Consider the following 20,873-nt stretch of genomic DNA (forward strand, 5'->3'; position numbering starts at 1 on the left):
GGGCCTGGTCAGGCGGCGCGGCTGAGATTTTGCCGGACCCGCTCGAGCGCCTGCTCCACCGCCTTGCGGGCATAGGGATCGATGCCGTCCATCGCGCGCTCGTAGGCCGTTCCGATGAGCGGCCCGACCGCGGCCGCCACTTCCGAAAGCCGTTCGGTGACGTGGACGAGCTTGGCGCGCCGGTCGCCCGGATCGGTGCGGCGCTCGACCAGCCCCATCGCCTCCAGCCGGTCGATGTAGCTCGACACGGTCATCGGCTCGACATCCATCTTCTCGGCCAGCACGCGCTGACGCACCCCGTCATGCCGCGAGATGACGATCAGGGTGCGAATCAGGCCGGGCGTCAGACCGAGGCCACACTCCATGACGCATCGGTCGATCTCCCCGCGCAGCAGACGCGCGGCGTCGGTCAGAAGGAACACGGCGAAACTCTGGTTGTCCTCTGCAAGCATCGATCTCTCGCCCTTCGATAGACGCCCTTCTACCGGGCGCTTTCTTTGAATTTCAACGAGCATACTTAGACGTATGGCACCTTGTCCGAAGTTGTTTCGATGCATTTCATACTATACAAGATGATCTCTATCAGGACGGGTTATGGTCCATCGCGATGCTGTGGCGGACAGGGTGATCGTCGCCGTCCGGGACGGCTGGCCTGCCGCGCAGCAGGGATCTGCAGAAAGGATCGAGGGCCGTTCCAAGGACCGGCGAAAGGCTCTAGACATCGAGGGCCCGCCGTGGACGGCGATGCACAGGGAGAGAGCCATGAAGCGGTCGGAGATCAACGCCATCCTGATGGAAGGCGACGCCTTCATCCGCTCCTTCGGCTACGTCATGCCGCCCTTCGCCTACCTGACCCCGGAGGAGATGCAGGCGCGCCGCGGCGAGATCGGCGGCATCGTCGACGCAAGGCTCGGCTGGGACATCACCGACTACGGCCTCGGCCGCTTCGCCGAGACCGGCCTCTTCCTCTTCACCGTGCGCAACGGCCGTGCGGAGGACCTCACGCGCGGGCGTGGCATGCTCTATGCCGAGAAGATCATGATCAGCCGCAAGGATCAGCTCTCGCCGATGCACCGCCACGTGGTGAAGGCCGAGGACATCATCAACCGCGGCGGCGGCACCCTGGTGCTCGAGCTGTTCATGTCGGACGCGGGCGGCAATCCCGACTCGAGCGCGGGGGTCGAGGTGCCGACCGACGGCGTGGTGCGGCGCCTGCCGGCGGGCGGGCGCCTCGCACTCGAACCCGGCGAGAGCGTGACGCTGCTGCCGGGCGTCTGGCACGCCTTCTGGGGCGAAGGTGCGGACGTCCTGATCGGCGAGGTCTCGACGGTCAACGACGACATGACCGACAACGTCTTCCGCGAGCCGATCGGCCGCTTCTCGACGGTCGAGGAGGACGAGCCGCCGCTTCACCTCCTCGTATCGGACTACGACCGCCTGCTCGGCTGAGCCGGGCAGCCGAGCGGTCGGGTCCGAGGGCGGTCAGGCCGCCAGTCGGGTCTCGACGATGCGGGCGAGCAGGCTTGCGCCGATCGGCAGGATCGCGTCGTCGAGCACGAAGCCCGGATTGTGCACCGGCACCGAGCCGCCGTGGCCGACCCAGACATAGGCACCGGGAACGGCGTGCAGCATGTCGGCGAAATCCTCGCTGCCCATCATCGGGTGCGGATCGGTGAGGACGCCGGCCTCGCCGACGATCTCCACCGCCACCGCGCGCATCGCCTCGGTCTCGGCCGGATGGTTCTCGAGCACGCGGAAGGTGTCGCGCATGTCGACCTCGATCTCGCAGCCATGCATGGTGGCGGTGGCGGCGCAGATCGCCGCCAGGCGGCCGCGCAGCATCGCGCCGACTGCGTCGTCGAAGAAGCGCAGCGTGCCGCCGAGATGGGCGCTGTCCGGCACGACGTTGTAGGCTGAGCCGGCGTGGAACATCGTGATCGACAGCACCGCCGGCTGCATCGGATCGACGTTGCGGCTGACGATGCTCTGCAGGCTCTGCACGAGCTGCGTGCCGATGACGACGGGGTCCCTGGCGTCCTGCGGCCGCGCCCCGTGGCTGCCGACGCCCTTGATGCGGATGTCGAAGAAGCTGGCGCCGGCCATCGCCTTGCCGGGGAACACGGCGATCTGGCCGAGCTCGTGAAGCGGGCTGTTGTGGAGCCCGTAGACCTCGTCGCAGGGGAAGCGCTCGAACAGGCCGTCGTCGAGCATGGCGCGGGCGCCGCCGAGCCCCTCCTCCGCCGGCTGGAAGATGAAGACCGCGGTGCCGGCGAAGTCGCGGGTCTCGGCGAGGTAGCGGGCGGCGCCGAGCAGCATCGTGGTGTGCCCGTCATGGCCGCAGCCGTGGAAGGCACCCGGCACCGTCGAGCGGTAAGGCAGGTTGGTGAGCTCGTCCATCGGCAGCGCGTCCATGTCGGCCCGCAGCCCGATCCGCCGGCCCTCCCCCCTGGCGCCGTGCAGGATGCCGACGACGCCGGTCTTGCCGAGGCCGCGATGCACCTCGATGCCGAAGGAGGCGAGCGCCTCGGCGACGATGCCGGAGGTGCGGACCTCCTCGAAGCCGATCTCGGGATGGGCGTGGAGATCGCGGCGGATGGCGGTCAGTTCGTCGGCAAAGCTCTCGATCTTCGGAAGGACGGTCATCGGCGGTTCCTGATGTGCACGGGACGGACCAGGCCGTCTTAACCGCAGGACGGCTTCAAAGGGAGGGTGTCGGTCGCGCCTGGCCCCGCAAATGCCGGTAAATCGACGCCTGCTTAAAATGCGACGCGTTTCCTTCAGCCGATCCGCACGGTGGCCAGTGAACAATCGCCGATACGAGTTCATGCGGGAGCGTGTGTCATGGCCAAGACGGAAAAGGCGGTTGCGCCCCTCGGCGAAGAGGCCGCACCGGCGCCGAAGAAGCGCAAGTTGATCCTTCTCGTCGCAGGGGGCGTGGTGGCGCTCTGCGTCGCCGGCGGCGGTGGCTACGCCTTCTCGGGCTTTCTCGGCGCCGGCGAGGCGCATGCCGAGGCCGACGGCCACGGCGCGCCGCCGATCCCGGTGCCGATGCCGGTCGCGACCGTCGCCGACGCCGCGGCGGAGGCCGGCGACTATCAGATCGTCTCGCTGTTCGACGATGAGGCGATCCTCGCCACCCGGGACACTTTGGTGCGCCTCAAGGTCGGCTCGCAGGCCCCCGGGCTCGGCACGGTGACCGCGATCCATCCGAACGCTGCGGGCGGCGGCACGCTCACCACGACGCAGGCGGTGCTGAAGGCCCTCTGAGCCGCGCAGCGTCGAACCCGGCAAGGTCCGGCGGCCATCGCGCGGCGGTGGCCGGGACGGCGCCTGGACACGAACGCGCCCCCGCTTAACGCAAGGGACGTTCCGTGCGATGGAGCGGCGGATCACCCGCTGTTCCTCGGAAAGCCGCCGATGTCTCCTGCCCTGAATGTCCGCCGTGCCCAGTCCCGCGACGTTGCCGCGATCGTCGCAATGCTCGCCGACGACCATCTCGGGGCCGGCCGCGAGGACACCGCGACACCGCTGAACCCGGCCTATACCGCCGCGTTCGAGGCGATCGACGCGGATGCCAATCAGTTCCTGGCCGTCGTCGAGGAGGCCGGCGCGGTGATCGGCACGCTGCATCTCACCTTCCTGCCGGGCCTGTCCCGCAAGGGCGCCTGGCGCGGCCAGATCGAGGCGGTCCGCATCGCCGGAGGCCGGCGCGGCGACGGCCTCGGCGGCCGAATGATCGAATGGGCGATCGAGGAGTGCCGTCGGCGCGGCTGCGTGCTCGTCCAGCTGACCACCGATCGTTCGCGCAAGGACGCCCACCGCTTCTACGAGCGGCTCGGCTTCGAGCAGACCCATCTCGGATACAAGCTGACGGTGTGAGACGGGACGGCGATGCGTATCGCGTATCGCTCGCCGTCCGGCCCTGCGCTGGCAACCCCGTTCAGATGTCGAGATTGGCGACCGACAGCGCGTTGTCCTGGATGAACTCGCGCCGCGGCTCGACCTCGTCGCCCATCAGCCGGGCGAAGAGCTGGTCGGCATCGATCGCGTCGGGCACCTTGACCTGCAGCAGCGAGCGCACCTCCGGATCGAGCGTCGTCTCCCAGAGCTGCTCCGGGTCCATCTCGCCGAGGCCCTTGTAGCGCTGCAGCGAGACGCCCCTGCGGCCGACGTCGAAGACAGCGTTGAGGAGGTCGACGGGCCCTGACAGCGGGTGCTCGTTCTCCTTGCGCTTGAGCACCGGCAGGCCGGCATAGACATCGCCGAGGCGGGCCGCATGGCGGTTGAGGCTCAGCGCGTCGCCCGACTGGATCAGCGCCGCGTCGAGCACCTGAACCTCCTGCACGCCGCGCACCGTCCGGGTGAAGCGGTAGCCGCCCATCTCGGTCGTCTCGCCGGTCCAGCCGCGCTCGGTCTCCTCGGCCACCATGTCGAGCCGCTCGGCGATCGCTTTCGCCATGTCCGGCGCGCGCGAGCCGTCCTCGGCGACGGCCGGCGACAGCGCGCCGGCGACCGCCGCCTGCTCCACCACCATGCGGCTGTAGCGCGAGTGAAGCCCGTTCAGCACCGCGCGCACCGCGAGCGCATCGTCGACGACGGCGCGCAGATCCTGGCCGGTGCGCACCTCGCCGTTCGCCAGCTGCAGCGAGGCGTCGTCGAGGCCGCCGTCGATCAGGTAGTTCTCGAGCGACCGCTCGTTCTTCAGGTACTGGCTCTGCTTGCCGCGCGTCACCTTATAGAGCGGCGGCTGGGCGATGTAGACGTAGCCGCGCTCGATCAGCTCCGGCATCTGCCGGAAGAAGAAGGTGAGGAGCAGCGTGCGGATGTGGGCGCCGTCGACGTCGGCGTCCGTCATGATGATGATCTTGTGGTAGCGCAGCTTGTCCGGGTTGAACTCGTCCTTGCCGATCGAGGTGCCGAGCGCGGTGATCAGGGTGCCGATCTGGTCGGAGCCGAGCATCCGGTCGAAGCGGGCCCGCTCGACGTTGAGGATCTTGCCCCGCAGCGGCAGCACGGCCTGGTTCTGGCGCGAGCGGGCGCCCTTGGCCGAGCCGCCGGCCGAATCGCCCTCGACGATGAAGATCTCGGACTTCGCCGGATCGCGCTCCTGGCAGTCGGCGAGCTTGCCGGGCAGCGAGGTGATGTCGAGCGCGCCCTTGCGCCGCGTCAGTTCGCGCGCCTTGCGGGCCGCCTCGCGCGCGGCCGCGGCCTCGACCACCTTGCCGATGACGATGCGCGCCTCCTGCGGGTGCTCCTCCAGCCAGGTGCCGAGCGCCTCGTTGACGAGGTTCTCGACCACCGGCCGGACCTCCGAAGAGACCAGCTTGTCCTTGGTCTGCGAGGAGAATTTCGGATCGGGCACCTTCACGGAGAGGACACAGGAGAGACCTTCGCGGCAGTCGTCGCCGGTCGGCTGCACCTTCTCCTTCTTCAGGAGGCCCGAGCTCTCGGCATAGCCGGTGACCTGGCGCGTGAGCGCGCCGCGGAAGCCTGCCAGATGCGTGCCGCCGTCCCGCTGCGGGATGTTGTTGGTGAAGCAGAGGACGGTCTCGTTGTAGGCGTCGTTCCACCACAGCGCCGCCTCGACGGTGATGCCGTCCTTCTCGCCCGACAGCACGATCGGCTCGGCGATCAGCGGCTTGCGAGCCCGGTCGAGATAGCGCACGAAGGCCTCGAGGCCGCCCTCGTAGAGGAGCTCGACCTTCTTCTCGTCGGCATGGCGCTTGTCGGTCAGGACGATCCGCACGCCCGAATTCAGGAAGGCGAGCTCGCGCAGGCGATGCTCCAGCGTTGCGAAGTCGAATTCGGTGCGGGTGAAGGTCTGGTCGGACGGCATGAAGGTGATCTCGGTGCCGGTTTCCGAGCCGGCCTCGCCGGTCACCGCGAGCGGCGCGTCGGGTACGCCGTGGGTGAAGGCCATCTCGTGGATCTGGCCCTTGCGGCGGATCTTCATCCGCAGCCACACCGACAGCGCGTTCACCACCGACACGCCGACGCCGTGCAGGCCGCCCGAGACCTTGTAGGAGTTCTGGTCGAACTTTCCGCCGGCGTGCAGCTGGGTCATGATGACCTCGGCCGCCGAGACGCCCTCGCTGGAATGGATGTCGGTCGGAATGCCGCGGCCGTTGTCGGTCACGGTGCAGGAGCCGTCCGGATTCAGCGTCACGGTGACGCGCGTCGCATGGCCGGCGAGCGCCTCGTCGATGGCGTTGTCCACCACCTCGTAGACCATGTGGTGCAGACCGGAGCCGTCGTCGGTGTCGCCGATATACATGCCGGGGCGCTTGCGGACGGCATCCAGACCCTTGAGGACCTTGATGGAGTCGGCGCCGTATTCGGCGCTGGCACCCGCGGGCGTCTCGTTCATGGCGGACATCGGTTTCCTTGAGAGCTTCGGCGAGGGGCTGCGGCGTGCCGCGTGAATCGCCTGGTCTGATGCGTCCAATATAAGGATTCTGCCCGTCGCATCCAAGCGTTAACGCCGGATGGCCTCGACACCCCACAGTCACGGCGCCGCTCGTACCACCGCAGCGCGATCGCCTACACGCGAGCGTGACGGAACAGGCTTGCGCATGGATGGCTTAACGTCGTGAAACCACCATAAAAACAGAGACTTGATCATGAACTTCTCGAAAGCTTCACTCCTCGCGCTGGCGCTGACCGGCGGCCTCGCGGCACCGGCCTTCGCGCAGCCCGTCACGCCCTACCCGAACCAGTCGCCGATCACCGGCGCCCGCATCGGGGCGAACGATGCGCCCCGCGGCTCGGTCGAGTTCTGCCGGACCTATGCCCGCCAGACCGCGGCCAACGCCTACGAGGATCGCATCTCGCGCGACGAGGACGGCTTCGGCGTGCGCGCCTTCAACGAGCAGCAGGCGAGCCGGGACGGCAACGACGCGTTCGAGCGCTGCCTGGCGCGTCACCGCTGATCCTCGCCGCTTCAAGCCCGGGCGTGGCGGCCGTCGCCGCGCTCGTCATGCGTGACCACCTCCCCCATATGCGTGGGAAACGAGGATTCGCGCATGGATACGACACCCGCTCCCTTCCGCGCCCCGGCGCCCGTGCCGCACACCAGACCGCTGAGCTTCGCGGGCTTCGTGCTGACGGCCTCGCGCAATCCGATCGAAATCTGGGGATCGCGGGCCTATAGCGAACCCTATGTGCGGGCGAACTGGCTGAACGTGCCGACGATCGTGGTCAACGATCCCGCCGCCATCCGGTACTGCCTCGTCGAGAATTCGAAGAACTACGTGATGCAGCCGCTGCGTCAGCGGATTCTGCGTCCGTTGCTGCGCGACGGCCTCCTGACAGCGGAGGGCGAGCTCTGGCGCCGCACCCGGAAGGCGATGGCGCCGGTGTTCACGCCGAAGAACATCTTCGGCTTCGCCGAGATCATGGAGCGGCGGTCGAGCGCGTTTGCGGAACAGCTGGAAGAGCTGCCGGGCGGGCTCACCGACGTCGCCTTCCAGATGACGCTCCTCACCTACGACATCCTCCAGGCGACCCTCTTCTCGGACGACATCACCGGCGAGCCGCAGGAGTTCGCGAAGTCGATGGAGACGTTCCTGGCCCGCATGGGCCGGGTCGATCCGCTCGACCTTCTCGACGCACCGGCCTTCATCCCGCGCGTCTGGCGCCTGCTCGGGAGGCGCTCCTCCGGCTATTTCCGCCGGCTGATCGCGGAAACGATGGCAAGGCGCAAGGCGCTCATGGAGAACGATCCCGAGGCTGCGCCGAACGACTTCCTGACGCTGCTCCTGAGGGCAGACGGCCTCAGCCCTTCCGAAATCGAGGACAACATCATCACCTTCATCGGCGCCGGTCACGAGACCACCGCCCGCGCCCTCGGCTGGACGCTGTATCTCCTGAGCCAGGCGCCGCAGGAGCGGATCAGGGTCGAGGAGGAACTCGACGCGCTGCTGCCGGAGCTGCCCGATCCGACCACCTGGCTCGACCGGCTGGTCCACACGCGTGCGGCGCTCGAGGAGGCGCTGCGGCTCTATCCGCCGGCGCCCTCGCTGAACCGGACCGCCCTCGCCGACGACCGCTTCGGCGATCTGGAGATCCCGGCCGGGGCGTCGGTGCTGGTGATGCCCTGGCTGGTGCAGCGGCACAGGCTTCTTTGGAGAGATCCGGAATGCTTCATGCCGTCGCGCTTCCTGCCGGAGAACCGCGACCGGATCGACCGCTACCAGTATCTGCCCTTCGGCGTCGGTCCGCGCGTGTGCATCGGCGCGAGCTTCGCGCTGCAGGAGGGCGTCATCGCCCTCGCCTGCCTGATGCGCAACCTGCGTTTCGACTATGTCGGCAGCCGCCCGCCCTTCCCGGTGCAGAAGATCACGGTGCAGCCGCGGGGCGGCCTGCCCATGCGCGTGACGCGGCGCCGCTGAGCCGCCGTATGCCGCCGTCCGGCCGCTCCACCGGATCAGGCGGCGGCAGAGCCCCACGGTGCCGGGCCGGTGAAGACGACGCCGTAGCGAGCGGCCATCGCGCCGAGTTGCGCAAGGTCGCGCGGGATCGCGAGACCCGCCTCGCCAGCCTCCAGGAAGAAGCCCTCGAAGCCACCCGGCGTGCAGACGGCGACCGTGCGTCCCGCTTCACGACCGACGACGCGGAAGCTGTGCGGCACACCGCGGGGCAGAAAGACCGACGCGCCGGCCCCGGCCTCGAAGGTTTGCCCGTCCAGCCAGAACTCGTATTCGCCTTCGATGACGTGGATCACCTCGTCCTCGTTGCGATGCACGTGCACCGGCGGGCCGTCGCCGCTCGGCACGCGCGCCTCGAACATGCCGATTGCACCACCGGTCTCGGCGTTCGGCAGGGTGATCGTGTAGTCGGTGCCGTTCCAGCGCACCTTGCGCGTCGTGGCGATCGGGCGTTCCATAAGGATCATCAGGTGCTCCATCCGTCCTGCCCTTTCCCGAGAGGAAGGCAGCGGGGACGCGTTACGCGGCGCGGCCGCGGTGCGGAAATCGAATGATCGTATCGAGGTTATCGGTCTCGTGAATTTCGCCGCCCTAGACCTCAACCTCCTGCGCGTCTTCGATGCGATGATGCTCGACCTGTCGACGGTTCGGGCCGGCGAACGGATCGGGCTCAGCCAGCCGGCGGTCAGCGCCGCGCTCGGCCGGCTTCGGCATGTCACTGGCGACGAACTGTTCGTGCGCGAGGGCAACCGCATGGTCGCGACGCCGCGGGCGCTGGAGCTGCAGACGCCGATCCGCGCGGCGCTGGGCCAGGTCGAGACCGCGCTGGCGCAGGTGACCGGCTTCGAGCCCGCGACCTCCGAACGACGGTTCACGATCCTCGGCTCGGACTACTTTTCAGCCATCCTTATGCCGCAGCTCGCAAGGCAGGTGGCGCCGCACGCGCCGCAGGTGCTCCTGCAGATGCTGGACTTTCCGAACGCGCAGATCGCCCCGCTGCTGGCGGCAGGCCGCATCGACCTCGCGCTCGGGCGCGACCTCGACATGCCGGACTGGGTCGCCAGCCGGACCGTCTTCCGCTCGCACCTCCTGTGCGTCGCCCGCAAAGGCCATCCGCAGCTTGCGGCGCAGGGCATCGGACCGGGAGAAACGATCCCGCCCGAGCTCTTCTGCGCCCTGCGTCAGGTGCTGATGTCGATGGATGGCGGCACGTCCGGTACCGCCGACGCCGCAAGGCCTGCGGCGCCGCGTCGCCATGACCATGCCGCACTTCCAGGCCGTCGCCCTGACGTCCGCCGCGAGCGATCTCGTCGGCAACCTGCCGCTCCACTTCGCGCTGCGCGTGGCAACGATCCTGCCGCTCGACCTCTATCTCCCGCCAATCAACGCGACCGCAGGTGTGGGCTTCTTCTGGCATCGCAGGATGGAGAAGGATCCGGCGAACCGCTGGCTGCGCGAGGAGGTGGAGGCGGCGCTGACGGCGATCGACGCGGCCGTCCCCCGCCACTACCGCGTGACGGGACCCTGAGCCGTCAATGCGCCGCCGGTTCGGCGGCGGGCCGCGTCTCGGCGCCGGCCAGCACCTGCGGATGGGCATTGGGAGCGGCGACGTCGCCCACATAGCGCGCCGGATCGGAATCGCCCGGCACCAGCCGCTGGATCGCCCGTGGCTCGCCGTCGGCGCCGAAGCGGTCAAGGAAGGCTTGCCGGATCCGCTGCGGCGTCTCGCGCTGGATCGTCGTGATCGAGCCCTCCATCACCACGCCGCGGAACACGATCACCTGATTGTCGCCGTTGAGCTGGTCGAGATAGGCGACGGGCGCGGTGAGCCCCGTCTCCGCCGCCGACGGCCAGATGCCGTGCAGCGCCCCGGCGACCTCGTCGAACGCGAGGGTGCGGGGCAGCGTCACCGACCAGGCGACGAGCCGCGCCCCGGCGCGCGAGTGGTTGCGCATCCAGACGTTCCAGAGCGTCGAGTTCGGCGCGAACACGAAGACGCCGTCGAAGGTCTCGATGTGGCAGACGAAGAGGCCGATCTCGCGGACATACCCGGAGACGGAGGACGTCTCGATATAGTCGCCGATGCGGAACGGCCGCAGCCACAGCAGCATGATCCCGGCCGCGATGTTGCTCAGCGTCCCCTGCAGCGCGAGACCGACGGCGAGGCCCGCGGCGCCGAGGACCGCCAGGAGCGAGGTCATCTGCACCCCGACCTGACCGAGCGCGATGATCAGCGCGAAGACGATGACGAGGTAGCGCACCGCCGCGATAAGCGGGGCGCGCACCGTCGCATCGACCTGCGTCGTCGCTCCGAGCCCGCGGCCGATCAGCCGCGCGATCCAGCCGGCGACGGCAAAGCCGGCCACCAGGATCAGGATGGCGACGACGAGGTTCGGCAGGAAGTCCGTGACCTGCTGCAGGAAGTGGGTCAGGACGGCGTTGGATGGGAGCGGACGGTCGAGCATGCCGTGCGACATATGGCGCGTAGCCGGCTTCGCAACTGCTCAGGCGTCGTTTTCCAGCTCCGGGACGCCGGCGGTCATTGCAGCGGACCAAGCTGCAGGTCGATCGGCGCGAGGCCGTCGATCTCCCCGCGCAGCGAGTCGCCGGGTGCCAGCTTGCCGACGCCGGCCGGCGTGCCGGTGTAGATCAGGTCGCCGGGAACGAGGTGGTAGTAGCGCGACAGGAAGCTGATCAGCTCCGGCACGCTCCAGATCATCTGCGAGAGGGTCGCGTCCTGCCGGGTCTCGCCATTCACCGCGAGGCTGATGCGCTGCTCCCCGATCGCGCCGAATTCAGCCGCCGTCGTGATCGCCCCAATGGGCGCGGAATCTTCGAACGCCTTGCCGAAATCCCAGGGCCGACCCTTCTCGCGCGAGGCGACCTGCAGGTCGCGCCGCGTCAGGTCGAGCCCGGTCGCATAGCCGTAGACGGTCTCGGTGGCGTCCAGCTTGGAGATGCGGAAGGCCGGCGCGCCGATCGCGACCACGAGCTCCATCTCGTAATGGAGGTTCTCGGTGCCGAGCGGAAACGGGATCGTCGCGCCGCTGTGGACGATCGCGCTGGCGGGCTTGGTGAAGTAGAACGGCGCCTCGCGATCGGGCGCAAAGCCCATCTCCTGCGCGTGCTCGGCGTAGTTGCGACCGACGCAGAAGATCCGGTGCACGGGATAGTGCGCCGCCTCGCCGGTGACCGGGACGCTCGCAGGCTCCGGCAGTTGGAACAGGTGGGCTTGCGGCATCGGCGTCCTCCTCGCGTACGAATGGCCTGGGGCGTGAGGGCTAGGCTCCGGCTGGGCGGCTGTCAAATCAACGGGCGCCGCCCGTGTGCCTGTGCGAGTGCAACGCGCTTCGGGTGAAACTGCCGCGGGAACCCGTGCTGCGCCGTGAAGTTGCACATCCAAGGCGCGCCACGCCAGGGGTTCCAGATCAAGGTATCCCGCTGCCGGCGCCGAGATCCCGAGGAGACCGACATGTCCGACCTGCGAAAGCCGCTTGCCGTCGTCACCGGTGCATCCACCGGAATTGGATACGAACTCGCCCGCTGCTGTGCCGAGAATGGCTTCGACCTCGTGGTCGCGGCAGACGAACCCCGCATCGAGGCCGCCGCGACCGAGTTCCGCAGCCTCGGCGCCAGCGTCGATGCGGTGGAGGCCGATCTCGCCACGCTCGACGGCGTCGAGACGCTCTACGCCGCACTCAACGGCCGGCCGATCGCCGCGCTTCTTGCGAATGCGGGCCGCGGCCTCGGCAAGAGCTTCCTCGATCAGGATCTCAACGAAGCGCTCGACGTCGTGAACACCAACGTCACCGGCACGCTGGCCCTGGTCCACAAGGTCGGCCGGGACATGCTCGCCCGCAACGAGGGCAGGATCCTGATTACCGGCTCCATCGCCGGCTTCATCCCGGGCACCTTCCAGGCGGTCTACAACGGCAGCAAGGCCTTCCTCGACTCGTTCTCCGACGCCTTGCGCAACGAGCTGAAGGACTCTGAGATCACCGTGACGTGCCTGATGCCCGGACCGACCGACACCGACTTCTTCGAACGTGCCGACCTCATGGATACCTCGGTCGGCCAAGCGAAGAAGGATGATCCCTCCAAGGTCGCCAAGGTCGGCTTCGACGCCATGATGAAGGGCGAAGGCGACGTCGTGGCCGGCTGGAAGAACAAGCTGGAGACGGCGGTCTCGAAGGTGCTGCCGCATGGCCTTCTCGCCGAGCAGCACCGCAAGATGGCAGAGCCGGGTTCCGGCCGGGGTTGAACCGGCCAGGCGGTCTCCGCATGGATCCGTCCGCCCCGCTTGCGGCGTGACGACACCGGAGCGGAGGATCGATCGATGTTCCCGTTCCCCACCCGGTTCGCACACTACCGCAGCGAGGTGCCGCCGGATCGCCGGCCGACCGATTGAGCCGGTTCGCAAGGAAGCCACTGCCGATGGCCGGCGCTGTCAGGGCAGGCGCCGGCGCGCTAGAGACGGATGCCGGCTCAGACCAGCACGGCGCGCGGCGCGAACTCGCTTTCGCCGAAGATCCGCCGGTAGCGGGCGACCGCGCCCGGCTCGCCGGTCGCCTTCGTCGGGTTGTCGGACAGCTTCACCGCGGGGCGGCCGTTGGCGTCCGACACCTTGCAGACCAGCGAGATCGCCTCGAGTTCGCTGTTGCGCTCGGGCGCCACGTCGCGGAAGTCGTTGGTGAGGTTGGTCCCCCAGCCGAAGCTCATGCGCACCCGCCCGTCGAAGTGACGGTAGACGCTCTCGATGGTGTCGACGTCCATTGCGTCCGAGAAGACGAGCAGCTTGTCGCGCGGGTCCTGCCCGTTCGCCCGCCACCAGCGCATGATCGCTTCGCCCGCCTCGATCGGCGGCGCGGAGTCCGGGCGAAAGCCCGTCCAGTCGGCCACCCAGCGCGGTGCCTTTTCGAGAAAGGCCGAGGTGCCGAAGGTGTCGGGCAGCACGACGAGGAGGTTGCCGCCGTAGTAGCTCTGCCACTCCTCGAGCACATGGTAGGGCGACTGGCGCAGCGCCCCATCGTCCTCGGCCAGCGCCGCCAACACCATCGGCAGCTCGTGGGCGTTGGTGCCGATGGCCTCGAGATCGGCGTCCATCGCCAGCTTCACGTTGCTGGTGCCGATGAAGTTGGTGCCGAGCCCCTCCTTCAGCGCTTCGACGCACCAGCGCTGCCAGAGGAAGGAGTGCCGGCGCCGGGTGCCGAAATCGGACAGGCGCAGGTCCGGCAGCTTCTGCAGGCGCTCGACCTTGTTCCACATCTTCGCCTTGGCGCGGGCATAGAGGACGTCGAGCTCGAAGCGCTTCAGGTCGCGCATGGCGGCACGCGAGCGCAGCTCGTTGAGGATGGCGAGCGCCGGCACCTCCCACATCATCGTGTCGGTCCAGGCCCCGTGGAAGTGCAGCTCGAACTGGCCATCGACCCGCCGCAGCTCGTAGTCGGGCAGCCGGAAGTCCTCCAGCCAGTCCAGGAACTGCGGGCGAAAGATCTGCTTGGTGCCGTAGAAGGTGTTGCCGGCAAGCCAGATCATCTCGCCCTTGGTGAAGCGCAGCGAGCGGGCGTAATCGAGCTGGTCGCGCAGTTCGCGCTCGTCGATCTCCTCGGCCAGACGCACCGAGCGAGTGCGGTTGATCAGCGAGAAGGTTGCCCGCACATCGGGGTGCAGGCCCCAGATCATCTGCAGCATCAACAGCTTGTAGAAGTCCGTGTCGAGCAGGCTGCGCACGATCGGATCGAGCTTGAAGGTGTGGTTCCACACCCTCGTCGGAATATCGATCGCGATCATGTCGAGCCTTTCACCCCGTGCCCGCGCCTCGCTACTCGGCTGCACGCAGGAGCGCAAGTTCGGGGTGCGGATCGGCCGGCGGAATCGCAGGCTCGGTCATGCCGGACAGGCACTCCTCGTAGTCGGTCATCGCCGTCCGCAGCGCATCGCTTGCGAAATCGATGAAGGCCCGCACCGCCGGCAGCATGCCGCGCCGGGAGGTGAAGACGAGATGCAGGATACCCTCGTCGGCGCTCCAGTCCGGCAGCACGCGGCGCAGCCGACCCGAACGCAGGGCAGGAGCGCTGAGGAGTTCGGGCAGCAGCGCGACGCCGAGACCGTCGCAAGCCTGCTGCAGGACCACGGATAGCGAATTGGAGGCCACCAGCGGCACGTGACGCACGGTCTCCTGCCGCCCGGTCGGACCGTTCAGCACCCAGGTCTCCTCGGCGTGGAAGTCGTCGCCGCCGAGGGTGGGCAGACGGACGAGGTCGTGCGGAAACTGCGGCTCGCCATGCTCGGCGATGAAGTCGGGGCTGGCGACGAGGCTCGTACGGATGACGCCGAGCTGCTTGGCAACGAGTTCGTTGTCGGTGTCGAGACGCGAGCGTACCCGGATCGCGACGTCGATGCGCTCCTCGATGATGTCGACGCGGCGCATCGCAACGGTCAGCTGTACCCGCACATGCGGATGGTCGCGCAGGAAGTTCGGCAGCGCCGCGGCGAGCGTGTTCATCGGCAGGCCAGGCGGGCAGCTCGCCCGCACCAGCCCGCGAGCCTCGCCGGTGAGGAACATCGCGGCCTCTTCGGCCGCCTCGATCTCGGCCAGCGCCACCTGACAATGGCGGTAGAAGATGTTGCCGATCTCGGTCACCGCGAAATGGTGGGTCGAGCGCTCGATCAGCCGCACCCCGAGCCGCGTCTCCAGATCCTTGATGCGGCGGCTGAGATTGGACTTGGCGATGTTCAGCGCACGGCTGGCCGCGCCGAAGCCGCCGTGCCGCACGACGGCCTCGAAATACAGAAAGTCGTCGAGATTGCGCATGTTCCTGACCCCAACCGCGTGTTCCATTCGTGGCACAGCGTGTTGCCATAAGTGTGACTGCCGCCGACCGGCTTCAACCACCATCTGCGCGATGGTGCACTGCGCGCGCGCGTTCTTCCAACGTGGCGATCAGGCGGTGCCGAAATCCGGGACAAGCTTCATGAAAATCGCCATCGACATCGCGCTGCTGGCGGGGCTGGCCGCAGCGGCCCTGCCCGCCGCAGCCGGCGCCACGCCTTTGAACCCCGCTTCGGATCGATACGCGCAGGCGTTCCGCGACGCCACCCACGCACTCATCGAGGATGTGAAGGACGAGGAGATCTCCGAAGACATCACCGTTCGCCCCTCGAAAGCGCCTGGCGCCGGTCACAGGGAGAAGGCGACGACGCCGGAGCGTGGAGGCTCCCGCCCGTCCCTCTCCGACGACGACATGCTGTAGCACCGTCTCGCACCGCACACGTCGCGCTGACCAGGCCGCCTCCGGGCGGCCTTTTTCATGTACGGCGCTCGTTCTCCAAATGGAACACCAAGTTCGGCATTCCAGCCTACAGCCGGGAGGGTGTGCCGCTTACGTCATGCCCATCGCACGACGCTGATCGGCCGCCCCCACAGTGCGAGGCGGCCCGCCGTGCCATAGGAAAGGATACTTCGATGAAGACGCTCGCAATTGTTTCCGCCGCTCTGATCGGTCTTACCGCCGCCGGTGCGGCTTCGGCCCAGACCGTCAACCCCTCGTCCAACTATGCCACCCGCATGGCGGACGACAACAGCCGGCTGGCGGTCGCCCGCGGCACCGACACCGCCCGCTTCGGCTCCACGCAGACCTTCGGCTATGCCGGCCACGGCTTCAGCGACCCGGTCGAGAGCGCCAGCGTCGTCCCGGGCTCCAGCTACGCGATCCGCACCAACGAGCAGGCCGAGCGCGATGCGATCTCCGCCTCCGCGCCGAAGGCCGGCATCGTCGACAACTACTCGCGCACCATCCCGGTCCCGGGCTCTGACGGCTTCTAAGCCTCACTCGTGATCGATGGGAAGAGCCCGAAATTCGAGCTCTTCCCCAATGAAAAATCGAAGAACAAGAAAGATACCGACAATGAACAAGCTCGCCATCATCTCCGCCGCCCTCATCAGCCTCGGCGCGGCCGGCGCCGCCAACGCGCAGCCGCTGCTCGGTGCATCCGAGCACGCCGTGCACCAGTCCGAGGACAGCACGCGCCTCGCCATCGCACGGACCCACGGCAGCGCTCACTTCGGCGCGGCGCAGACCTTCGGCTATCCCGGCGCCGCCGCCGATCCGGTCGAGAGCGCCAGCGTCGTCCCGGGCTCCAGCTACGCCATCCGCACCAATGAAGAGGCCGAGCGCGCGGCCATCGCCGGCTCGCCTCACCGTACGGACCTGGTGCGGGATTACACCCGCTCGATCCCGGTCCCGGGCTCCGACGGCTTCTGAGCCGACCAACATCGAACAGAAGCGCCGCGGCACCCTCCCGCAGCGCTTCAAGAAGGGGTCGCTCCGCAAGGAGCGGCCCTTTTTTCTGCACTCAGCTGCGCCCGTCAGCCGTGGTCGAGAAACAGCTCGTCCGGGCCGAGCGGCGCAAGCATCGCCTCGACGCGCTCGTGCGGCAGGTCCTCCAGCCGCTCCGGCGACCACCTCGGCATCCGGTCCTTGTCGATCAAGGCCGCGCGAACGCCCTCCATGAAGTCGCCGTCGCGCACGGCGCGCGAGGTGAAGCGGTATTCGGTCCGCAGGGCGGTCTCGATCGCGGGATCCGCGCGCAGCGCACGAACCGTCTCGAGCGCCGCGGCGACGGACAGGGGAGAAGCCCTGCGGATCGCCGTCAGCGCATCCGCGGCCCACTCCGAGCGGTCGTCCTCCAGCCGCGCGACGATGTCGAGCGCGGTCTCCCCGGCGAAGCAGTGGTCGATCTGCGCCTGACATGCAGCGAGCGCAGACCATCCTGGCGCCACCGCGAAATCCCTGATGACGCCCGGCTCTCCGGCCTCGACAAGGGCGGCGGCCAGCTCCGGCAGCCGTTCGGACGGCACCTGGAGGTCGGCGAAACCGGCATGGATGGCATCCGCCGCATCCATGCGTGCGCCGGTCATTGCCAGATACTCTCCTGCATGACCCGGCGCCTGTGCCAGGATCATCGTGGAGCCGACATCGGGAATGAGCCCGATCGCGCATTCGGGCATTGCGACCGTCGAGCGCTCGGTCACGATGCGGTGGCTGCCATGCGCCGAGATCCCGACCCCGCCCCCCATCACGATGCCGTCCATCAGGGCGACCCACGGCTTGGGAAAGCGCTTTACAAGCGCGTTGAGGCGATACTCGTCGGCAAAGAAGCGCGGCCCGGAGGATGGGTCTCCCGCCTGGGCATCGCGCCAGGTCTCGGCGACGTCGCCGCCCGCGCAGAAGGCGCGGCCGCCGTCGCCCTCGATCAGCACCATCGCGACCGACGGGTTGCCGGCCCAGCCCCGCAGGGCGAACCCGATCTTGACGAGCATCGGTCCGGTCAGCGCGTTCAGCGCCTTCGGGCGGGACAGCGTGAGGCGTCCCACGCTGCCCTCGACCCGGGCATGCACCTCGTCCATGACGTGTCCTCCCCGGGGCGGATTAGAGCACGACCGGGCGGCGGCGCAACCGGCCATCGTCGGGCCGAGGTGTCAGGCGTGCGGCAGAGCCGGCCCCGCCGCCGCACGCAATGCCGCGATGTTGGCCCGGTAGTGCTCGGGCGTGCCGCCGCTGAAGACGGCCGACCCGGCGACCAGCACGTCGGCACCAGCCGCGACGACTTCGGGCGCCGTCTCCGGCGTGATGCCGCCATCGACCTCAATGCGGATCGGACGGTCGCCGATCATCGCCTTGACCCGCCGCACCTTTTCGGCGACCGCAGCGATGTAGGCCTGTCCTCCGAAGCCGGGATTGACCGTCATCAGCAGCACGAGGTCGAGCCGGTCGAGAGCGTACTCGACGACATTCTCGGGCGTTGCCGGGTTGAGCGCGAGGCCGGCCTTCTTGCCCAGCGCGCGGATCGCCTGCAGCGAGCGATCGACATGACGGCTCGCTTCGGCGTGGACGGTGATGAGGTCGCAGCCGGCCTCGGCGAACGCCGCAAGATAGGGATCGGCCGGCTCGATCATCAGGTGGACGTCGAAGAGCTTGCGCGAGGCGCCGCGGATCGCCTTGATCACCGGCGGGCCGAAGGTGATGTTCGGCACGAAGTGGCCGTCCATCACGTCGAGATGGATCCAGTCGGCGCCCGCGGCGTCGACCGCCGCGACCTCTTCGCCGAGCCTCGAGAAGTCGGAGGAGAGGATCGAGGGGGCGATCAGGACGTCGTTCGGCATTCGCGTTCCGGGGTCTGCGGGGCGTCGAGCGAGTGCGGGCGCCGAAGCGCCCGCACCGTGAGTCAGCCGGCTTACTTGCCGCAGAGCTCCTTCGCGGCCTTGACGGCGGCGTCGGCGGTGATGCCGAAGTGCTCGTAGAGCTTCGGCGCCGGGCCGGAGGCGCCGAAGCCGTGCATACCGATGAAGCGGCCGGTCTCGCCGATCCAGCGGTCCCAGCCGAAGTCACCGGCGGCCTCGATGGCGACGCGCGGCGCCGTCCCAATCACCGACTTGCGATAGCCGGCATCCTGCTCCTCGAACAGGCGCCAGCAGGGCATCGAGACGACCGCCGCCTTGATCCCCTCGCCGGATAGCGTGTCAGCCGCGTTGAGTGCGATCTCGATCTCCGAGCCGGTGGCCAGGATCGTCACGTCGCGTTCGCCATCGGCCTCCTTCAGGACATAGGCGCCCTTGCGGGAAAGGTTCTGCGACACGTCGTGGGCACGCACGGTCGGCAGGTTCTGCCGCGACAGCGACAGCACCGAAGGACGCTTCTCGGTCAGCGCGATCTCCCAGGCCTCCGCCGTCTCGATCGCGTCCGCCGGGCGGAACACCAGGTAGTTCGGCGTTGCCCGCAGCATCGCGAGGTGCTCGATCGGCTGATGGGTCGGGCCGTCCTCGCCGAGGCCAATCGAGTCATGCGTCAAGACGTAGATCACGCGCTGGCTCATGATCGCCGACAGGCGCATGCCGCCGCGCATGTAGTCGGAGAAGACCAGGAACGTGCCGCCATAGGGGATGAAGCCGCCATGCAGCGCGAGGCCGTTCATCGCCGCGGCCATCGCGTGCTCGCGGATGCCGTAGTGGATGTAGCGGCCGCCGTAACTGTCCGCCTGCACCGACTGCATGCCCTTGGTGAGCGTGAACACCGAGTGCGTCAGGTCGGCCGAGCCGCCGACGGTCAGCTCGGTCAGATCGTTAACGAAGTTCAGCGTGGCTTCGGACGACTTGCGGGTCGCGAGCTTCGGCTTCTCCTCAGCGAGCTGCCTGCGGTAGCCCGCCATCTTCTCCGCAAAGTCCGCCGGCAGGTCGCAGCGCACCGAGGCGTCGAAGACGACCTTGTTGGCGGCCGCGGCGTGCCGCTTCTCCCACTCGGCGCGGATGCCGGCGCCCTTCTCGGCGATCTCGCGCCAGGCCTTCACCACCGGATCCGGCAGCACGAAGGGCTCGGACGTCCAGGCGAGTGCCTTGCGCGCGCCGGCGATCTCCTCGTCGCCGAGGGCGGCGCCGTGGCTCTTTTCCGAGCCGGCGAGCTTCGGCGCGCCGAAGCCGATGATCGTCTTGCAGGCGATCATCGTCGGCTTGTCGGACGTCTGCGCCTCCTCGAGCGCGGCACGCACCGCCTCCTGATCGTGGCCGTCGACATGCACCGCGTTCCAGCCGGCGGCCTTGAAGCGCGCGACCTGATCCATCGAGGTGGCGAGCGAGGTCTTTCCGTCGATCGAGATGCCGTTGTCGTCGAAGAGGACCACCAGCTTGTTCAGCTTCAGGTGGCCGGCCAGGTCGATCGCCTCGTGACTGATGCCCTCCATCAGGCAGCCGTCGCCGGCGATCACGTAGGTCCGGTGATCGACGAGGTCGTCGCCGAAGCGCGCATTGTGCATGCGCTCGGCGAGCGCCATGCCGACCGCCGTGGCGATGCCCTGGCCGAGCGGGCCGGTCGTCGTCTCGATGCCGAGCGCGTGGCCGTATTCCGGGTGGCCGGCGGTGCGGCTGCCGATCTGGCGGAAGTTCTTGATCTCGTCGATCGTCATGTCGGCATAGCCGAGCAGATGGTGGATCGCGTAGAGCAGCATCGAGCCGTGGCCGTTCGACAGGACGAAGCGGTCGCGGTCCGGCCAGTCGGGCTTCGACGGGTCGATGCGCATGAAGTCGCGGAACAGGACGGTCGCGACGTCCGCCATGCCCATCGGCATGCCGGGGTGGCCCGAATTGGCCTTCTGCACGGCGTCCATCGCCAGCGCGCGGATGGCGTTCGCCATGTCGCGATGTGAGCGGTTGGTCTCGGTGGTTTTGGGCTTCGGCTGGGTTGCTACACTCATCGCATCGAACCTTTCGTGTCTGGGTCCTCGGCGGCCGTGGCCGTCGCCGGCGTGTCGGCGCACCTCATAGCATCTCGGCGGCAAAGGTCGAGACAGGGCGACCGCCCGCCCGGGTCGGACGTGGTAAATCGGTTTGAATCTCTACATAGGCGTCTGGCGCGGCCGGCCACCTCACCCGTCCGCGAAACCGCCAGCGGGAAC

At 68.4% G+C, this 20,873-nt stretch carries 21 protein-coding genes and 1 pseudogene; 11 read left to right on the plus strand and 11 right to left on the minus strand.

The features are described 5' to 3' along the window. Positions 1 to 8: 8 nt before the first annotated feature. A complete protein-coding gene (locus tag NPA30_RS06415; protein WP_256801605.1) occupies positions 9 to 452 on the minus strand; it encodes a MarR family winged helix-turn-helix transcriptional regulator in 444 nt (147 codons plus the stop codon). Positions 453 to 762: 310 nt separating this feature from the next. On the opposite strand from NPA30_RS06415, the gene NPA30_RS06420 reads away from it, so the two are divergent. Next, complete coding sequence (locus tag NPA30_RS06420; protein WP_256801607.1) at positions 763 to 1,449, plus strand: D-lyxose/D-mannose family sugar isomerase; 687 nt, start codon at positions 763 to 765, stop codon at positions 1,447 to 1,449. 33 nt (positions 1,450 to 1,482) lie between these two features. Here the strand turns inward: NPA30_RS06420 and NPA30_RS06425 are convergent, their stop codons facing one another. Continuing rightward, a complete protein-coding gene (locus NPA30_RS06425; protein ID WP_256801609.1) occupies positions 1,483 to 2,643 on the minus strand; it encodes a M20 aminoacylase family protein in 1,161 nt (386 codons plus the stop codon). Positions 2,644 to 2,841: 198 nt separating this feature from the next. Between NPA30_RS06425 and NPA30_RS06430 the strand changes: the two genes are divergently transcribed. Then, on the plus strand, positions 2,842 to 3,267 hold the full coding sequence (locus tag NPA30_RS06430; RefSeq protein ID WP_256801610.1) for a flagellar basal body-associated FliL family protein: 426 nt from the start codon (positions 2,842 to 2,844) through the stop codon (positions 3,265 to 3,267). 150 nt (positions 3,268 to 3,417) lie between these two features. Next, positions 3,418 to 3,879 carry a GNAT family N-acetyltransferase gene (locus NPA30_RS06435; protein WP_256801612.1) on the plus strand — a complete coding sequence of 154 codons (462 nt, stop codon included), beginning with the start codon at positions 3,418 to 3,420 and terminating at the stop codon, positions 3,877 to 3,879. A 61-nt stretch (positions 3,880 to 3,940) separates the two neighbouring features. Here the strand turns inward: NPA30_RS06435 and gyrB are convergent, their stop codons facing one another. Next, positions 3,941 to 6,376 (minus strand): DNA topoisomerase (ATP-hydrolyzing) subunit B, encoded by a 2,436-nt coding sequence (gene gyrB, locus NPA30_RS06440; protein WP_256801614.1) that lies wholly within the window; start codon positions 6,374 to 6,376, stop codon positions 3,941 to 3,943. A gap of 244 nt (positions 6,377 to 6,620) precedes the next feature. Here gyrB and NPA30_RS06445 point away from each other — a divergent pair, with 244 nt between their 5' ends. Together NPA30_RS06445 and NPA30_RS06450 are read left to right on the plus strand one after the other, a co-directional pair. Further along, positions 6,621 to 6,929, plus strand: coding sequence for a hypothetical protein (locus tag NPA30_RS06445; RefSeq protein ID WP_256801616.1), 309 nt, complete (start codon positions 6,621 to 6,623; stop codon positions 6,927 to 6,929). Positions 6,930 to 7,022: 93 nt separating this feature from the next. Continuing rightward, on the plus strand, positions 7,023 to 8,390 hold the full coding sequence (locus NPA30_RS06450; RefSeq protein WP_256801619.1) for a cytochrome P450: 1,368 nt from the start codon (positions 7,023 to 7,025) through the stop codon (positions 8,388 to 8,390). Between the two features lie 35 nt (positions 8,391 to 8,425). On the opposite strand, the gene NPA30_RS06455 is transcribed toward NPA30_RS06450, so the two are convergent. Then, the gene (locus tag NPA30_RS06455) at positions 8,426 to 8,893 is read right to left on the minus strand and encodes a cupin domain-containing protein (protein ID WP_256801621.1); all 468 of its coding nucleotides are present in this window, start codon (positions 8,891 to 8,893) and stop codon (positions 8,426 to 8,428) included. 160 nt (positions 8,894 to 9,053) lie between these two features. Between NPA30_RS06455 and NPA30_RS06460 the strand changes: the two are divergent. Then, positions 9,054 to 9,593, plus strand: a pseudogene (locus tag NPA30_RS06460) (LysR family transcriptional regulator); the annotation flags it as partial. 88 nt (positions 9,594 to 9,681) lie between these two features. Further along, positions 9,682 to 9,954 (plus strand): type 2 periplasmic-binding domain-containing protein, encoded by a 273-nt coding sequence (locus NPA30_RS06465; RefSeq protein ID WP_256802425.1) that lies wholly within the window; start codon positions 9,682 to 9,684, stop codon positions 9,952 to 9,954. 4 nt (positions 9,955 to 9,958) lie between these two features. Here the strand turns inward: NPA30_RS06465 and NPA30_RS06470 are convergent, their stop codons facing one another. Together NPA30_RS06470 and NPA30_RS06475 are read right to left on the minus strand one after the other, a co-directional pair. Beyond that, positions 9,959 to 10,891, minus strand: coding sequence for a mechanosensitive ion channel family protein (locus tag NPA30_RS06470; RefSeq protein WP_256801622.1), 933 nt, complete (start codon positions 10,889 to 10,891; stop codon positions 9,959 to 9,961). Between the two features lie 74 nt (positions 10,892 to 10,965). Next, entirely contained in the window at positions 10,966 to 11,667 is a 702-nt protein-coding gene (locus NPA30_RS06475; RefSeq protein WP_256801624.1) for a fumarylacetoacetate hydrolase family protein, read from the minus strand. A 231-nt stretch (positions 11,668 to 11,898) separates the two neighbouring features. On the opposite strand from NPA30_RS06475, the gene NPA30_RS06480 reads away from it, so the two are divergent. After that, entirely contained in the window at positions 11,899 to 12,687 is a 789-nt protein-coding gene (locus tag NPA30_RS06480) for an SDR family NAD(P)-dependent oxidoreductase (protein ID WP_256801626.1), read from the plus strand. 224 nt (positions 12,688 to 12,911) lie between these two features. On the opposite strand, the gene pncB is transcribed toward NPA30_RS06480, so the two are convergent. Next, on the minus strand, positions 12,912 to 14,216 hold the full coding sequence (gene pncB, locus NPA30_RS06485) for a nicotinate phosphoribosyltransferase (RefSeq protein ID WP_256801627.1): 1,305 nt from the start codon (positions 14,214 to 14,216) through the stop codon (positions 12,912 to 12,914). A gap of 31 nt (positions 14,217 to 14,247) precedes the next feature. Continuing rightward, a complete protein-coding gene (locus NPA30_RS06490) occupies positions 14,248 to 15,240 on the minus strand; it encodes a LysR family transcriptional regulator (RefSeq protein WP_256801630.1) in 993 nt (330 codons plus the stop codon). Positions 15,241 to 15,400: 160 nt separating this feature from the next. Here NPA30_RS06490 and NPA30_RS06495 point away from each other — a divergent pair, with 160 nt between their 5' ends. The 3 genes from NPA30_RS06495 to NPA30_RS06505 all read left to right on the plus strand — a co-directional run bounded on the left by NPA30_RS06495 (position 15,401) and on the right by NPA30_RS06505 (position 16,690). Next, positions 15,401 to 15,679, plus strand: a complete 279-nt coding sequence (locus tag NPA30_RS06495) for a hypothetical protein (RefSeq protein WP_256801631.1) — start codon at positions 15,401 to 15,403, stop codon at positions 15,677 to 15,679. Between the two features lie 212 nt (positions 15,680 to 15,891). After that, complete coding sequence (locus NPA30_RS06500; RefSeq protein WP_256801632.1) at positions 15,892 to 16,251, plus strand: hypothetical protein; 360 nt, start codon at positions 15,892 to 15,894, stop codon at positions 16,249 to 16,251. A gap of 82 nt (positions 16,252 to 16,333) precedes the next feature. Beyond that, positions 16,334 to 16,690 (plus strand): hypothetical protein, encoded by a 357-nt coding sequence (locus tag NPA30_RS06505; protein ID WP_256801633.1) that lies wholly within the window; start codon positions 16,334 to 16,336, stop codon positions 16,688 to 16,690. 104 nt (positions 16,691 to 16,794) lie between these two features. Here NPA30_RS06505 and NPA30_RS06510 read toward each other — a convergent pair whose 3' ends face one another. From NPA30_RS06510 to tkt, 3 genes are all read right to left on the minus strand, one after another. After that, positions 16,795 to 17,835: an enoyl-CoA hydratase/isomerase family protein gene (locus tag NPA30_RS06510; RefSeq protein ID WP_256801634.1), complete on the minus strand. Its 1,041-nt coding sequence runs from the start codon at positions 17,833 to 17,835 to the stop codon at positions 16,795 to 16,797. Between the two features lie 72 nt (positions 17,836 to 17,907). Further along, positions 17,908 to 18,591, minus strand: coding sequence for a ribulose-phosphate 3-epimerase (gene rpe, locus NPA30_RS06515; RefSeq protein WP_256801635.1), 684 nt, complete (start codon positions 18,589 to 18,591; stop codon positions 17,908 to 17,910). A 71-nt stretch (positions 18,592 to 18,662) separates the two neighbouring features. After that, positions 18,663 to 20,672, minus strand: a complete 2,010-nt coding sequence (gene tkt / locus NPA30_RS06520) for a transketolase (RefSeq protein ID WP_256801636.1) — start codon at positions 20,670 to 20,672, stop codon at positions 18,663 to 18,665. Between the last annotated feature and the right edge of the window lie 201 nt (positions 20,673 to 20,873).

The sequence above is a fragment of the Mangrovibrevibacter kandeliae genome, from assembly GCF_024519155.1.
In the GTDB taxonomy this organism is placed as follows: domain Bacteria; phylum Pseudomonadota; class Alphaproteobacteria; order Rhizobiales; family Rhizobiaceae; genus Mangrovibrevibacter; species Mangrovibrevibacter kandeliae.

Bases quoted from the DNA above. Each gene is read 5' to 3' on its own strand.
- NPA30_RS06450 (WP_256801619.1), top strand. From the start codon at position 7,023: ATGGATACGACACCCGCTCCCTTCCGCGCCCCGGCGCCCGTGCCGCAC.
- NPA30_RS06435 (WP_256801612.1), top strand. From the start codon at position 3,418: ATGTCTCCTGCCCTGAATGTCCGCCGTGCCCAGTCCCGCGACGTTGCC.
- NPA30_RS06415 (WP_256801605.1), bottom strand. From the start codon at position 452: ATGCTTGCAGAGGACAACCAGAGTTTCGCCGTGTTCCTTCTGACCGAC.
- NPA30_RS06465 (WP_256802425.1), top strand. From the start codon at position 9,682: ATGACCATGCCGCACTTCCAGGCCGTCGCCCTGACGTCCGCCGCGAGC.
- NPA30_RS06455 (WP_256801621.1), bottom strand. From the start codon at position 8,893: ATGATCCTTATGGAACGCCCGATCGCCACGACGCGCAAGGTGCGCTGG.
- NPA30_RS06510 (WP_256801634.1), bottom strand. From the start codon at position 17,835: ATGGACGAGGTGCATGCCCGGGTCGAGGGCAGCGTGGGACGCCTCACG.
- pncB (WP_256801627.1), bottom strand. From the start codon at position 14,216: ATGATCGCGATCGATATTCCGACGAGGGTGTGGAACCACACCTTCAAG.
- NPA30_RS06505 (WP_256801633.1), top strand. From the start codon at position 16,334: ATGAACAAGCTCGCCATCATCTCCGCCGCCCTCATCAGCCTCGGCGCG.
- NPA30_RS06495 (WP_256801631.1), top strand. From the start codon at position 15,401: ATGAAAATCGCCATCGACATCGCGCTGCTGGCGGGGCTGGCCGCAGCG.
- rpe (WP_256801635.1), bottom strand. From the start codon at position 18,591: ATGCCGAACGACGTCCTGATCGCCCCCTCGATCCTCTCCTCCGACTTC.
- NPA30_RS06445 (WP_256801616.1), top strand. From the start codon at position 6,621: ATGAACTTCTCGAAAGCTTCACTCCTCGCGCTGGCGCTGACCGGCGGC.
- NPA30_RS06430 (WP_256801610.1), top strand. From the start codon at position 2,842: ATGGCCAAGACGGAAAAGGCGGTTGCGCCCCTCGGCGAAGAGGCCGCA.
- tkt (WP_256801636.1), bottom strand. From the start codon at position 20,672: ATGAGTGTAGCAACCCAGCCGAAGCCCAAAACCACCGAGACCAACCGC.
- NPA30_RS06500 (WP_256801632.1), top strand. From the start codon at position 15,892: ATGAAGACGCTCGCAATTGTTTCCGCCGCTCTGATCGGTCTTACCGCC.
- NPA30_RS06425 (WP_256801609.1), bottom strand. From the start codon at position 2,643: ATGACCGTCCTTCCGAAGATCGAGAGCTTTGCCGACGAACTGACCGCC.
- NPA30_RS06420 (WP_256801607.1), top strand. From the start codon at position 763: ATGAAGCGGTCGGAGATCAACGCCATCCTGATGGAAGGCGACGCCTTC.
- NPA30_RS06490 (WP_256801630.1), bottom strand. From the start codon at position 15,240: ATGCGCAATCTCGACGACTTTCTGTATTTCGAGGCCGTCGTGCGGCAC.
- NPA30_RS06475 (WP_256801624.1), bottom strand. From the start codon at position 11,667: ATGCCGCAAGCCCACCTGTTCCAACTGCCGGAGCCTGCGAGCGTCCCG.
- gyrB (WP_256801614.1), bottom strand. From the start codon at position 6,376: ATGTCCGCCATGAACGAGACGCCCGCGGGTGCCAGCGCCGAATACGGC.
- NPA30_RS06470 (WP_256801622.1), bottom strand. From the start codon at position 10,891: ATGCTCGACCGTCCGCTCCCATCCAACGCCGTCCTGACCCACTTCCTG.
- NPA30_RS06480 (WP_256801626.1), top strand. From the start codon at position 11,899: ATGTCCGACCTGCGAAAGCCGCTTGCCGTCGTCACCGGTGCATCCACC.